Annotated in this window: 11 protein-coding genes; 8 read left to right on the top strand and 3 right to left on the bottom strand. The window is 37.4% G+C overall.

Features of this window, described 5'->3' with window-relative positions; all coding sequences use genetic code 11:
• Nucleotides 1-263: 263 nt before the first annotated feature.
• Together iscB and ACIQZI_RS16720 are read right to left on the bottom strand one after the other, a co-directional pair.
• The gene (iscB, locus tag ACIQZI_RS16725) at nt 264-1544 is read right to left on the bottom strand and encodes an RNA-guided endonuclease IscB (protein ID WP_403074932.1); all 1281 of its coding nucleotides are present in this window, start codon (nt 1542-1544) and stop codon (nt 264-266) included.
• Nucleotides 1545-1803: 259 nt separating this feature from the next.
• Nucleotides 1804-2421, bottom strand: a complete 618-nt coding sequence (locus tag ACIQZI_RS16720) for a YesL family protein (protein ID WP_403074929.1) — start codon at nt 2419-2421, stop codon at nt 1804-1806.
• A 280-nt stretch (nt 2422-2701) separates the two neighbouring features.
• Between ACIQZI_RS16720 and ACIQZI_RS16715 the strand changes: the two genes are divergently transcribed.
• The 6 genes from ACIQZI_RS16715 to ACIQZI_RS16690 all read left to right on the top strand — a co-directional run bounded on the left by ACIQZI_RS16715 (nt 2702) and on the right by ACIQZI_RS16690 (nt 10892).
• Entirely contained in the window at nt 2702-3325 is a 624-nt protein-coding gene (locus ACIQZI_RS16715; RefSeq protein ID WP_403074926.1) for a hypothetical protein, read from the top strand.
• A gap of 347 nt (nt 3326-3672) precedes the next feature.
• Nucleotides 3673-3936: a hypothetical protein gene (locus tag ACIQZI_RS16710; RefSeq protein WP_403074923.1), complete on the top strand. Its 264-nt coding sequence runs from the start codon at nt 3673-3675 to the stop codon at nt 3934-3936.
• Between the two features lie 134 nt (nt 3937-4070).
• Complete coding sequence (lacZ, locus tag ACIQZI_RS16705) at nt 4071-7199, top strand: beta-galactosidase, LacZ type (RefSeq protein WP_403074920.1); 3129 nt, start codon at nt 4071-4073, stop codon at nt 7197-7199.
• Between the two features lie 170 nt (nt 7200-7369).
• Complete coding sequence (locus ACIQZI_RS16700; RefSeq protein ID WP_403074917.1) at nt 7370-7579, top strand: glycosyl hydrolase family 95 catalytic domain-containing protein; 210 nt, start codon at nt 7370-7372, stop codon at nt 7577-7579.
• 117 nt (nt 7580-7696) lie between these two features.
• Entirely contained in the window at nt 7697-9436 is a 1740-nt protein-coding gene (locus tag ACIQZI_RS16695; RefSeq protein ID WP_403074913.1) for a glycoside hydrolase family 35 protein, read from the top strand.
• Nucleotides 9437-9653: 217 nt separating this feature from the next.
• On the top strand, nt 9654-10892 hold the full coding sequence (locus ACIQZI_RS16690) for an alpha-L-fucosidase (protein WP_403074910.1): 1239 nt from the start codon (nt 9654-9656) through the stop codon (nt 10890-10892).
• 329 nt (nt 10893-11221) lie between these two features.
• Here ACIQZI_RS16690 and ACIQZI_RS16685 read toward each other — a convergent pair whose 3' ends face one another.
• The gene (locus tag ACIQZI_RS16685) at nt 11222-12127 is read right to left on the bottom strand and encodes a helix-turn-helix transcriptional regulator (protein WP_403074907.1); all 906 of its coding nucleotides are present in this window, start codon (nt 12125-12127) and stop codon (nt 11222-11224) included.
• Nucleotides 12128-12395: 268 nt separating this feature from the next.
• On the opposite strand from ACIQZI_RS16685, the gene ACIQZI_RS16680 reads away from it, so the two are divergent.
• Nucleotides 12396-13244, top strand: a complete 849-nt coding sequence (locus tag ACIQZI_RS16680) for a sugar phosphate isomerase/epimerase family protein (protein ID WP_062184698.1) — start codon at nt 12396-12398, stop codon at nt 13242-13244.
• Between the two features lie 22 nt (nt 13245-13266).
• Nucleotides 13267-14304 carry a Gfo/Idh/MocA family protein gene (locus ACIQZI_RS16675; RefSeq protein WP_403074904.1) on the top strand — a complete coding sequence of 346 codons (1038 nt, stop codon included), beginning with the start codon at nt 13267-13269 and terminating at the stop codon, nt 14302-14304.
• Nucleotides 14305-14308 lie beyond the last annotated feature (4 nt).

Below are 14308 nucleotides of genomic sequence, written 5' to 3'. Positions count from 1 at the left end.
GAGCAGTCTACCTCTCTCCGTATTATTGCAAGAGTGAAGTCCTTTTGATAGGACATTATGGCATTTTTTGAACACGCCCTTTAAGTTATATTTAGGAAAAAATTCTGTTTTTAGTTACCACAATAGAGAAAGTGAATAAAGAATTTTTAGATAACAAAAGGTTGTTAGGATTCGTCATCTTAACAACCTTTTGTTTAACTAGCTTCCTGAAAGAAGTCCCCTTCCTCAAGGAACAAAATGAGTAGGGAAGGGATGAATTTCGGTTAGACGTTAGCCGAAAGGTTCTCGACATATTGCCAGTTATTATTGTGATTGAGAAACTCGCAATCGTTTAGATTAACCTGTTTGTACGACTTATTAGGCTTCGTGATGTAGCTCCCATGAATATCTTTGACATATGCCATACCTGTTCCCGTAAAGCCCGTAATATATCCAATTCGCTCATACACTCGTACTCGATCATTCAGATAAAATCCTTTCAGTTGTTTCACATTCTTTTTGTTTCGCTTGCTCTCGATATTCTTCGTCTTCCGACCTTTTCTAGCTGTGGCCTCATGCAACGAACGTTTTTTCTTACGAAATTGCCTGATGAAGAAGACAGAATCACTCATTTGCTGAATCGTTTCTATTCTACTGATCGCAACCGCATCATTCGCATGAGTTTTTTCTAATCCTAACTCTTTCCTTCGTGGTGTAGTGACTGACCCATACGTCACGTTAGCCTTCGGATACTTTGTAAATACTCGTTTACGGAAGATATTCATAAACGTCCCCTCTTTGTATGAAGGTAATTCTTTGCCTTCTTCCATCCACTTCCACAATATTGCACCCTTTTGATGATTCTCATGCGTATGGCAATCTGTACATACTGTAATTAAATTATCAGCTCGGTCACTTCCTCTATGTGAACGATACACAATATGATGTGTATTCAAAATACCGTCCTTTTTCTTACACACTTGACATGTATAATGGTCCCTTGCTAATACAAAGTAACGGACATCATGATAGCCACGTGTTTGTCCTTGCTGATACTCGTCACCTTGTATCTCTGGATTCATCATCTTCTGAATATCGAATTTCCCCACTTCGATCGTTAACACAGGATTGGGTACAAGAGATAAAAACGTATCGATCCAGTGAAACGTGTTATCTAATCGACATTGTATACTTGGCGGTAGCCAATTTTCGTGACGCTTACGGTTGTCAAATCGTGGCTTTCGATATCGGCATTTTCGATTACGTCTACTTCTTCGATACATACGTCTTGTTTCTAGTAAACTCTTAACATCTTGACGTACTTCTATCTCTCCTTTGGCAAGTACCTTGTCACGGGTCGTAACCGCTAACCCTGTGTGTTTAGCACCTAAATCGATCCCAACATGAATCGATTGTTTATAGCCACTACTTCCATATAGTAGTTGGATCGTAAATGGTTGATAGCTTACGATATTTGCTTTCTTTCGTTTGAGTAAGAGCCTCGCTTTTCTCGGTTTGCATGGCATTAAGGCTTCCCCATGCTTATTAAGTGTGAATACGAACATGACGTATTCCCTCCTTTTGGAGTTTGTTTCCCTTCGCCAATGTTGGAATGGCTTTGCGGTAAAACCGCCAAACTAGGTTGACCGTTCCTCCCCATTCAGAACTATTACAGAGCCTACACAGAGCAACGGACTAGGGAATCATCCGAGGGTGTGATCGCCAACCCAACGTAGTTTCCGTAAAACTTAGGCTAGACAACCAAAGGCTTTTTAAAAGCCCCCACTTCAAGATTCGTTAGAATCTAAGTGGTGGGTAGTTGACCTAGCTTTCAGAACCCTCTTGCGGAATTAACTTTGCAAATTTAAGATCAGCGATCCAGTAAATAAGATATGCAGAAACGCTAAAAAAGAAAAAGAAAATCAAAAATGAGAAGCGCAATGATAGAATCGTCCATGCACCAAGAATAATCATACAAAAGATCGTTAAGTGAATTTTGTATAGACCAACTCGGAGGCTAGAAATACATAACCCTTTGAATGTTGTAATCATGTTGACCATAAGTGGGTAAATGCTTAAGAACGATAAAACAAACAAAAAGCTAACAAATACAGTAGCAACATAAATGATTATTTTGTATGGTGAAGCCATTTGATTAACAAATAGGAAATCAACCACTAATACTAAACTGATAAACGTAAAAAGAATGCCAACAAAATAACTTTGCTTCCAATTTTCAATAAACATTGTCTTGAATTGAGAAAAAACGGCTACCTCTTTACGTTGTCTCCACTGTCGTACTACCCCAAAAAGTGCAGCGAGTGCTGGGAAAATCGTAATAATAGGGATACAACTTAGAATAAATAAGATGTTTAAATACATGAAGTTATATAACCACATACCTACTCGATATAAACGACCGTCTATACTAAAAATTTTCATCACCTCATTCAGACGGAAATAACTGACAATTAATAATATTGTAACAAATGATAGGTTTACATACAATGAAATAAGAACAGAAGATTAATAGGAAACAGTAGGATTTGACTACGAAAAGATGAAAGGAATTAATTTGACGCTATAGTGATTGCGGATAATAGATTGTGAAGTTTGAATGAATTTCTAAGAGAATTCTTAATGGTTGTGTATTTTTGTAAGAAAGCGCTTTATAATGTTAATTGTATGCATGATATAATCAAGAAAAAAAGGAGAGGGTTTATTGAAAAAGTTAAAAGAACAATTGCGGCCTTTATCGATGAAAGAAAAAATAGAGTATTTGATTGAATATTATTCATTTCATGTAATTGGTGTAATTGTTGTCCTTTGCTTTCTTGCGATGGGCTTCAATACCTTTGCAAATCAACAAAAGGAATTGTTATCAATTCATATTGTTAAAGATAATATTATCGATGACCAAGCAAAAGAATTACGAAATGAGCTAGAAAAAGGATTACTGGATCATAATAAAAAGAAGCTATCCGTTCAGGCAATAAATACGAGCGATATCCCGAATAATTCAGAAGCAGTATTAAAACTCCAAAAGCTAGCGGCTGAAATAGCAGCGAAAGAAGTGGATGTTCTTCTTGTAGATAAAGAAGTCTTTCAACAATTTAATGAAGATGGTAACTTATATGATTTGAGTAATTTTCATGTGTTTGATGATTGGAAAGTAAGAAAATATCCTTCGGTTAAAGACCCGGAAACGATAACCGGAATTGATGTTTCAAAGGTCCCTTATCTATCCTCAATCGTTACAAAAGGAGAACCCCTTCTATTGGTTGTCATGGCAAATACTGAACGGCTGGACGGGGTGAAAGAATTCGGCGATCTTCTTGATGATTGAGACGAGCAAGCATTCCTAGGAGATTATTTTTCATAGATTCTTGTTATTGCATATGTTGCGTGTTTTATAGTAAAGGTGAGCAAACATTCATCAAAAAGAAGTGTGGTTCATAATTACAGAATCTTTCAATAATTTCTAGGTGAAGGATTTAATTATCGTAAGCCTGCCATGTATATTCATCCAATTCCACTTGAAGAGAAAGGATCATCTGTTCCAATCCATAAAAACATTACGATTGGGGACAATATCTTTTTCATGCATCATGAATGTGTTGTTTCAGCAGAAAATGTTGAAAATTTAATCATCAAAAATAACCGAATAGTAAGACACCCCCAAGCGAGTTGACAATGGGTATAGAAAGTGGAAATGACTTCTCTTTATCTAGTGGCATTCAAACAGAGTACACCAGAGTTCATGATGTATTTTATGAATTTGACACATGTAAGGGTGTTGTAATAGAAGGAAATACCGATGAACAACAATTTCCTTCATATATTAGGATGAATACTATGAAGGGACAAGATCTGCTCATTACAAATGGTCAGGAGCTTATAGCGGATTCGCGTTTATCTTATGATGACTCGTTAAACAAATTTGATGTTCCAAATTAAAATATAGGATCTGTTATTGATCATCATTCCTTTGAAACACTTGAGATAGAAGTAGTGTTGGAAACTTTGTATTTTGAACGAGATACACGAGAACAAATAATGAAAAAATATATATGATAGTGAGGGAATCTGAATTGAATACAACCAGATGTAAGAGTAAAGAGAGGTTTGCATATACACCCCCAAGTAATGGCTATCCAGAGTGGAATAATAATCCGGAAATTTTTCAACTAAATCGATTGCCTGCTCATGCTACAAGTATGCCATTTCTGACGATGGAAGATGCGCTGTCTGTAGATCGCATGGCATCACCAAATTGTAAACTATTGAATGGTGAATGGAAATTTTCCTTTTCAAAGAATCCTGAAAGTAAAAGCCAAGATTTTTATCAAGTCGGTTTTAATGAAAGTCAAATGAAACAGATTCAAGTACCATCTCATTGGCAATTTCAAGGGTATGATTATCCGCAATATACGAATGTTCGTTATCCTTGGGAAGAACAAGAGAAGATAAAAGCGCCCTTTGCTCCAACAAAATATAACCCAGTTGGTCAATATAGTACATACTTTGATATCCCGAAAGAGTGGGAAAATCAACCTGTATATATCCACTTTGCAGGAGTAGAATCTGCTTTTTACGTATGGATCAATGGAGATTTGGTAGGGTATGGTGAAGATAGCTTTACACCGAGTGAGTTTGATATCTCTCCTTATTTAGTAGAAGGATCTAATAAGCTAGCGGTTGAGGTTTATCGTTGGAGTGATGCAAGCTGGTTGGAGGATCAGGATTTTTGGCGTTTAAGTGGAATCTTTAGAGATGTTTATCTATATACGACACCTGTCGTTCACGTTTCTGATTATTTTGTACGAACAGAATTGGATGAACAATATGAGAATGCAGACCTTCTAGTCAACATGAAGGTATCTAATTATGCTTGCTCATCCCAAGAGCCTGTAACAATTGAAGCATATTTGTATGATCAAGATGGTCAAATAATTTGTAACGAGATAGTCGTAGAAAATTATTTACAAGGAACGGAGGAAGCGGAGCTACGATTTGAGAAAAAAATAATCTCTCCTTCCCTTTGGAGTGCTGAACAACCAACACTATACTCATTTGTTATTGTTGTAAAGAGTATGGACGGGACGATATTGGAAGCACAGAGCTGTAAAGTCGGTTTTCGGAAAATTGAAATTAAAGACAGCCTTATGTTGATAAATGGGAAGAGAGTGCTGTTCAATGGAGTAAATCGTCACGAGTTTTCACATCTTAGAGGCCGATCTATTACGAAAGAAGATATGCTTCAAGATGTTATCACAATGAAAAGGCATAATATTAATGCGGTTAGAACGTCACATTATCCGAACCACCCATGCTTTTATGAATTATGTGATCAATACGGATTATATGTTATTGATGAGACAAATTTAGAGACGCACGGTTCATGGAGCTATGGACAAACAGAAATTAATGATGCGATCCCTGGGGATAAAGAAGAGTGGACGGCAAATGTTATTGATCGATGTCATTCCATGCTACATCGCGATAAGAATCACTCTTCTATCATTATTTGGTCGCTTGGCAATGAGTCATTTGGTGGAAGTAATTTTATTAAAATGAAAGAACATATGAAAAAGGAAGATCCAACTCGCCTTATTCACTACGAAGGTGTAGCGCATTATCGTCCGTCGAGTGAGGCTTCAGAAATTGAAAGTATGATGTATGAACATCCATTGAAATTGGAAGAGTATGCGCTGAATGCAGAGAAGAGCGATGTTCCTGCAAAGCCTTATATCGTTTGTGAATATGCACATGCAATGGGGAATTCTGTAGGGAATTTGTATCAGTATACGGATTTATTTAATAAATATCCGATTTTACAAGGCGGTTTTATTTGGGACTTTAAAGATCAAGCCATTCAAACGACTGCTGAAACAGGAGACTTATATTTAGCGTATGGTGGCGATTTTGGCGAATCACCACATGACGGTAATTTCTCAGGAAACGGTCTCGTGTTTGCTGATGGCTCATTAACACCGAAGATATTTGAGGTGAAGAAATGCTATCAACCAATTGATGTTCATTTTGAAAATGGCATATGTACTATTGTGAATAAACATCTTTTCACAAATATCAATGAATATGAATTAAGATGGACGATGCTTAGAGATGGGGAAGAGATTGGAAGTGATCAAGTAAGCTTTTCTTGTGAAGCATTAACTTCAAAGGTCATTGACTTAAATGATGTAATCACGAAATTCGTGAAAGACGGCGGTGAATATATCATAACTGTAAGTTTCCATTTAACAAAGGATCAACTATGGGCTGAAAAAGGCTATGAAATTGCATTTGATCAATTTGTCCTATCAGATAGAAGCTTAAAACAATTAGAACCGAGTCAGTCGTTCCAAACAATTGAGGAAACGAATGAAGAATTACAATTGAAAGGTGAAGCATTTGATCTTGTCATAAGTAAATCAACAGGGTTGATTACTTCGTTAAAGAAAGATGGAATCGATGTATTAGCGGATTCAATTGTACCGAATTTTTGGAGAGCGCTTACCGATAATGATCGAGGCAATAAATTAGATCAGCGTGCTGCTATATGGGAACATGCAGGTGAAAAGGCTATATTACAGCAGTTAGATGTGGTGAAAAACACAGACAAAATCGTAAGCGTAAAGACAGTTTTTGAATTACAAACATCTCCAATTTCATTATGTAATATTGATTATGAAATCACTGGAGATGGTGAAATTCGAGTTCATTTTGAACTGATTCCAAATAAGGCTCTGCCAGAAATTCCGGAAATTGGGATGCTCGTTCCATTAGTTAAATCATTTGAAAATATTGCATGGTACGGGAAGGGCCCACATGAAAATCATTGGGACCGTGAGAAGGGTGCAAAGATAGGGCGTTACGTTTCCACAGTAACGAACGAATTTGTACCATATATAAAACCACAAGAAAATGGGAATAAAACTGGCATTCGCTCTTTTGAAATTAATAATAATCTAGGAATCAATCTTCAAGTAACAAGTGATTCATTACTAGAGGTAAACGCAGGTGGCTATTCGGCAACAGAGCTACAAGAAGCAGGTCATCCGTACCAATTGCCTGAACGAACAAAAACGTATTTACGGATCAACCATAAGCAAATGGGTGTTGGTGGAGATGATTCCTGGAATGCAAAGACGCACCCTGAATTCACAATATTTTCGAATCGGTCATATCAGTATTCATTTACTATGAAACTAGGATGAAAATAAAATGTTTAAGTGCGTGTTCAATAAGGAGGATAAAAAGAGCCGAGAAGTTCTGCGAGTGATCCTTTCCGCATGCCGTAATACGTGAGGACCAGAGAGATAGAGCTTTGATGCAATCGCAAGCTTGTTTACCAGACTTTTTAAACATCCTCTTTAAGAATGGGAGAATGTTATATGAATCTTTTATCCTAAATGAAGTCAATCTATCAAAAGCTATGAGTATATCTTATGAGGAGCTGAAAGAAGAGCATATTCAAGACTACCAACATCTTTTCAAGCGTGTTGAATTTTCATTAGAAGAGGTACTTGATACAGATGAAAGAGTGAAGAAATACAGTGCTTCTGACTTAGAAATGATAGAAGCAGTAGACGGGTGATCTCTCTTGAGATGGTTAAAAACCAAAAGTGTCAGAGTCTCTTTCAACAGGCATTAAAAGAGACGGTAAAAGTTTAAAGATAGGCATATACAACTTTAGAAGAAGGAGAAATTGTCAATGTTAACGTTTAATGAAAAATCATTTTTAATGGATGGTAAAGAAACTTTATTATTAAGTGGTGCGATGCATTATTTTAGAACAGTACCTGAATACTGGGAAGATCGACTTATCAAACTGAGAGAATGTGGATTTAATACAGTAGAAACCTATGTTGCATGGAATATACATGAACCAGAAGAAGGGAAATTTGTTTTTGAGGGCATTGCAGACATTGAACGTTTTATTAAAACGGCTGAGAAGGTCGGCCTTCATGTCATTGTTAGACCTGGACCTTATATATGTGCAGAGTGGGAATTTGGTGGATTTCCATATTGGCTCATGACAGTTCCGAACATCAAATTACGTTGTTACAATGAGCCATATTTAGAAAAAGTAGAGGCGTATTTCAATGTCCTATTTAAGCGCTTGCAGCCATTATTACGTTCAAATGGCGGACCCATTATTGCTATACAAGTAGAAAATGAATATGGGAGCTTCGGGAATGATCAAAAATACTTAAAATATATGCGTGACGATATCAAGAAAAGAATAGGTGATGAACTGATCTTCACGTCTGATGGTCCTGACCACAGTATGTTAAATGGTGGAATGATTGAAGATGTGCTTGAAACCGTGAATTTTGGATCGCGAGCGAAGTCGGCATTTGAACAATTAACGCTTTATCAGCCGAAAGCTCCATTAATGTGTATGGAATTTTGGCATGGCTGGTTTGATCATTGGGGGGAGGAGCACCACACAAGATCCTCGGACAATGTTGTGGAGGAGTTAGAGGAGATATTGCAACAAAATGGATCTGTTAATTTCTATATGGCACATGGTGGGACGAATTTTGGTTTTTATAATGGTGCAAACCATAACGAGGCCATCTATCAGCCTACCATAACTAGCTATGATTATGATGGGGTATTGACGGAATCAGGAGATGTTACAGAAAAATTCTTTGCTGTACGGAAGGTTTTTGAAAAATATGTTGATTTGCCAGAGATGAAATTACCGCCAATCATAGCGAAGAAACAATACAGTGAAGTCCAATTTACGGAGCGTGTTGCATTGTTAGATTCATTGAATCATCTTTCTGCTCCACAGCATAGCCAAGCTCCTTTATCGATGGAGTATTATGGCCAGGACTATGGATTTATCGTTTATGAAACAGTTATTAAAGGAGCTTATGGCAAACAATCCATGACCGTTCAAAATGTCCATGATCGTGGGCAAGTCTATTTGAATGGCAAGTATGTTGGGTTAGTCGACCGAATTAGTGGCGAATCTCGGATAGATGTTGATATTACTGAGGAAGAGACAACGTTGCAAATTATTGTCGAGAATATGGGACGCATTAATTATGGTCCATTCCTTGTCGATTTTAAAGGGATAACAGAAGGGGTAAGAATGGGGAACCAATTTTTATTTGATTGGACGGTTTACCCAATCCCGTTAAATGAAATCAATCATTTGCAGTTTTCCAATTGTGAAACGGAAGAAAATCATCCCTATTTTCATCGAGGTATCCTGACAGTTAATGAGGTGGCCGATACGTTCATAGATGTGTCGAACTGGACAAAAGGAGTCGTGTTTGTGAATGGTCACAATCTTGGTCGATACTGGGAGGTTGGTCCGCAACAAACACTTTATGTACCAGCACCATTCTTACATGAAGGAGAAAATGAGATTATTTTATTAGAATTACACAACCATAAACAAGGTGTAACATTTGTTGATACGCCCGTTTTAGGATAATCCTTTCGGAAAGTGGCACTGCATTTCAATGTAGTTGAACTTTTATAAAAAAAGAAATTATTGAAGGATAAACCGAACAATACATTTTGATTTGGAAATTATCTGTAAGAGAAATTAAGTGAGCTTATATTTTAAGTGATTAAAACTATATTTTGATTGATTAAAAAAAAAGTTTCAATTTAGATATGAAATTTTAACCGTTAGGTGGTTTTAATAGATGGTTGAAACAAAGATTGCAGTACCGACAGAACAGCAAATTGCATGGCAAAATCTTGAGTTAGGAATGTTTGTCCACTACGGGATTAATACCTTTTGCAATCAAGAATGGGGAGAGGGCACGGATTCACCAAGCCTATTTAATCCGGCAGAACTGGATGCAAGACAATGGGTAAAACTTGCCAAAAAGGCAGGATTTAAATACTTTATTCTTACCGCTAAGCATCATGATGGATTTTGCCTTTGGCCAACAGAAACAACGGACTATTCAGTTAAGAATAGTCCGTGGAAAAATGGTCAAGGTGATATTGTCCGAGAATGTGCAGAAGCTTGTCAGGAAGAAGGGATCCTTTTTGGGATCTATTTGTCACCATGGGATCGCCATGAACCTTGTTACCAGGACAAGCAGGCATATGATGATTTTTATTGCAGTCAATTAACTGAACTTTTGACAGGATATGGATCTATTGTTGAGGTCTGGTTCGATGGTGCTGGCTCTGAAGAAAGAGAGTATGATTGGGCACGAATTACAGGAGTTGTAAAAAAAAATCAACCTGATGCGATGATATTTAACATGGGACAGCCGACTATTCGATGGGTAGGGAATGAAGACGGTGTGGCACCTTATCCATGTTGGAATTCAAAGGGAAAAGCGAGAATAAGTATGTTTACAAATGAAGAAGTAAATTGGCTACCTGGAACACCTGAATGGCTTCCAGCTGAGTGTGACGTTCCGATCAGGAAAAATCATTGGTTTTGGCATCCTAATGATGAAGATAGCCTTCTCTCCATCGATGGATTACTTGATATCTACTACCATTCAGTTGGGCATGGGACGAATTTATTATTAAATATTGCACCTGATAATAGGGGATTAATACCTAAACTTGATGAAGATAGAGTACTAGAATTCGGTAATGAAATAAAAAATAGATTTTCAAATCCGCTTGCCGTTTGTACTGGAGAAGGAACTGAACTGATTTTGGAATTACCATCTGAACTGGATATCGATCATGTAATCCTGAAGGAAGATATCCAATTTGGTGAACGAATAGGAAAATATGAAATTCAAGCTTGGCAAAGTGGCACCTGGCATAACGTGGCTAATGGATCAGCAATCGGGCATAAAAAAATTGATGAATTAGGATCGATTCGTACAAATGCTTTAAAATTAGTTGTATCTGAATCAATCAAAACACCGAAGATTTTAGAGTTTTCCTGTTTCAATACAGGGAAGTAGCCTGTAACAGGAGTAGAAGATGAATCACTTATAGTGCTGATCTGAGCTACCAGTTTACATACTTATACGACATCTAAGATCAAGCAATGCCCTTTGGCCCAAGTGAGCTGAAGGGCATCGCTTGTTTTTTATGATAATTAGAGGCTTGGCGAAGGAAATGGAAAATATTAAACTGCGCGTAAATCTCAAATCTCGCTCGAAAAGTGTAGATTTCCGCGCGAAAATATGCAAATCTGGCGCACAAATTCGATTTCTGGCTCGTAATTGTTTTGTGAATATCCGGAAAAATGAAAGTCGAACGTAAAGTTCTCCTATTGCATCACATGGATCTATAAAATGCGTGATAGATTGCGATATTTGCTTGGAGAAATTCCTTCATATTTACGGAAGAGACGACTAAAGTAATGAATGTCGGCATAACCAATTTCTCTCCCGACTTCTTCTATTGAAAGGTTGGTTTCACGTAACAGTAGCCTTGCTTTACGGAGACGAATCATCTGCACATATTCGCCAGGCGGCATGCCCGCAATCTTTTTGAATATTTTACTCATATGGTCATCATTCATATTTAATAGTTTTGCAAGCATTTGATTGGTCCATGGTTCGGAGGGACTTTCTTCAATTAACGCCATTAATTCAAGGATTCGATCGCCGTGCAATGGAAAATGAGATGGATTATATTCTGTTTGCGTACGTAACAAAAGACCAAGAATATTTAGCAAAAGTGCTTTGCAAATCAAGGTGTAACCGAGAGGACGCATCGTAAATTCATGCACAAGTTGTTTCATCAATTGAACACATGATAATGAGGGTGTGTATAACGGATTAGTCGAAAGTGGAGCAAATGATTCCGCAATGGCTTCAATCCCGAACTTGTCCAACTGTACAGCTGACTCATTAACAACGATATCTGTTTCAGTCTGAATATCCAAATCACCAAAAAAGTCAAAGTGAATCCCAAGAAATTGTGCATTTGGAGATGAAATTACCTCATTTTGATGATAAACGCCTGCAGGTATGAAAATCAATTGTCCAGCAGACAGGGTATAGCGTTGGCCATTGAGTATTGTTGAAGCTTCACCTTGTTGGACATACAGTAATTCGAAATCGTAGATACGTCTTTCTGGTAATTGGCCAGGAGGCAGCTTTTGAAATTGGGCATAGTGAATGCTTGGCGACCATTCACTGAAAGAAGCATACTGTCGTCTGGGAAAAATTAAGTCGGGATTGTACAAAAATGACTCTCCTTCCTCTAAATTTTTTCTATAAAAGGTTGTTATACTAATTGTAGTTAGTTAATTAATAGCACACTCAAACTTTAATATCAATATAGTAGGTATTGTGCAAAAGTAGTACTATGGTCTAACTTCATCCAAGTCTTTAGTTGATCGATCGGATGTAAGCGTAAACATGCATTAGGAATATCAGTTATATTGGAAAAAGTGAGATTGCTGAATATGTATTTATTTATGAAATGAAACGATTATTAGGGAGGCATTTAAAATGAAAAAAGGTATTAATATTTGGTCTTTTCCAGAGGGCATGTCAATCTCTGAATGTAGCCGCATTGCTAAAGATGCAGGCTTTGATGGGATTGAATTGGCATTAACTGAAACAGGTGAATTGGGACTGCAAACTAGTGATGAAAAAATTAGAGAAATCCGTGCTTTGATGGATGATATTGGGCTTGAAATTTGTGGGTTTGCGACGGGATTGTATTGGTCCTATTCTATGACAAGTGGAGATGCCAAAATGCGCCAGAAGGCAATCGATATTTGTAAAAGGCAGTTAGAACTTGCAGCGGCATTTGAAGTCGATACTATTCTGGTAATCCCAGGGGGTGTCAATGCAGATCTTCAATCAAATGACAAAGTTGTCAATTACGAAAAGGCTTACGAGTTTGCACTTGAAGCGATGCAAGAATTGTCTAATGATGCTAAGGCATCAGGAGTCAACATAGGTATCGAGAATGTATGGAATAAATTCTTACTGTCGCCACTAGAAATGAGAAGTTTTATTGATACTGTTGGGTCGGAATATGTTGGATCTTATTTCGATGTTGGTAACGTCGTGTATTCAGGGTATCCAGAACATTGGATCCAAATCTTAGGGGAACGGATTAAAAAAGTACACTTAAAAGATTACCGTCGTGAAGTGGGCGGGCTTGCAGGTTTCGTAGATCTACTTGCGGGAGATGTAAATTATCCGGCAGTCATTGATGCACTTCGTGATATTGGTTATAGCAACTATGTTACAGCAGAAATGATTCCAGCGTATACACACCATTCCACACAAATTATCTATAATACTTCTAGATCAATGGATGCTATTTTAAGAGGTTCTGTGAAGTAAGAAAAAGAAAGGAGAAGATAGTATGTTAAAAGTAGGGTTAATTGGTTTCGGTTTTATGGGGCATATGCATTTTGAAAATTATCTCCGTTTGGCAGCAGAAGGGGTTCCAATAGAATTGACAGCGATCTGCGATATTCGTATAGAGGAATTAAAAAATGAAAAAGTGGTAGGAAATATTTCAACTGACCAATCGTCCTACGACTTATCGTCATTCCGGTTATATTCAGATATGGAAGATATGTTAAAAAATGAACAGTTAGACATTATAGACATTGCATTGCCTACCTATTTACATGCAGATGTTTCGTGTGATCTATTAGAACGCGGTTATCATGTATTTTGTGAAAAACCAATGGCGTTAAACTCTGTTGAAGGAACCCGTATGGTAGAAACTGCAAAGAGAACTGGAAAAAATCTAATGATCGGTCAATGTCTGCGTTTTTGGCCAGCGTACGAATACTTGAAAAATTGTGTTGAGGATGAACGCTACGGAAAAGTAACCAGCGGGTATTTTTTCAGAGGTGGCGCGACCCCAAATGGCTGGTATAGAGAAAAAGAAAAAAGTGGTGGCAGTATGCTGGATATGCATATTCATGATACTGATATGATCCATTGGCTATTTGGTAAACCAGAAAAAGTATCTTCACTAGGACGCACCGTCGTTCCGGGTAGTGGCTATGATATTGTTTCAACCAACTATATATATGAAGATAACAAAGTGTTGAATGCTCAGGCGGACTGGACTTTACAAGGTGATTATGGCTTCTCCATGACTTACCGTGTTAATTTTGAACGAGGAAATATCGTATTTGAGAACGACCAAGTCAAAGTAAATCCAAATCATGCATCAGGTTTTATCGCAGAGCTTTCATCAGACAGAGGATATTATCGAGAAATTAGTTATTTCGTCCATTCTATTCTCAATAATACCCTAATCTCAGTTGCAACACCTGAAAGTACATTAGGATCTCTCGAAATAATTGAAGCTGAAATTTGTTCAGCTGATAAAGATGGAGAAATCGTAATACTTTCTGACAAGACTATCACGGCGAGCACATAATCGG

The sequence above is a fragment of the Peribacillus sp. NPDC096379 genome, assembly GCF_044762875.1.
Lineage (GTDB): Bacteria > Bacillota > Bacilli > Bacillales > DSM-1321 > Peribacillus.
The sequence above is the reverse complement of the archived record's forward strand: the minus strand, read 5'-3'. Positions and strand labels throughout refer to the sequence as shown.

Coding starts and splice junctions, on each gene's coding strand:
- iscB (WP_403074932.1), bottom strand. CDS start 1,544: ATGTTCGTATTCACACTTAATAAGCATGGGGAAGCCTTAATGCCATGC.
- ACIQZI_RS16720 (WP_403074929.1), bottom strand. CDS start 2,421: ATGAAAATTTTTAGTATAGACGGTCGTTTATATCGAGTAGGTATGTGG.
- ACIQZI_RS16710 (WP_403074923.1), top strand. CDS start 3,673: ATGGGTATAGAAAGTGGAAATGACTTCTCTTTATCTAGTGGCATTCAA.
- ACIQZI_RS16700 (WP_403074917.1), top strand. CDS start 7,370: ATGTTATATGAATCTTTTATCCTAAATGAAGTCAATCTATCAAAAGCT.
- ACIQZI_RS16695 (WP_403074913.1), top strand. CDS start 7,697: ATGTTAACGTTTAATGAAAAATCATTTTTAATGGATGGTAAAGAAACT.
- ACIQZI_RS16690 (WP_403074910.1), top strand. CDS start 9,654: ATGGTTGAAACAAAGATTGCAGTACCGACAGAACAGCAAATTGCATGG.
- ACIQZI_RS16680 (WP_062184698.1), top strand. CDS start 12,396: ATGAAAAAAGGTATTAATATTTGGTCTTTTCCAGAGGGCATGTCAATC.
- ACIQZI_RS16675 (WP_403074904.1), top strand. CDS start 13,267: ATGTTAAAAGTAGGGTTAATTGGTTTCGGTTTTATGGGGCATATGCAT.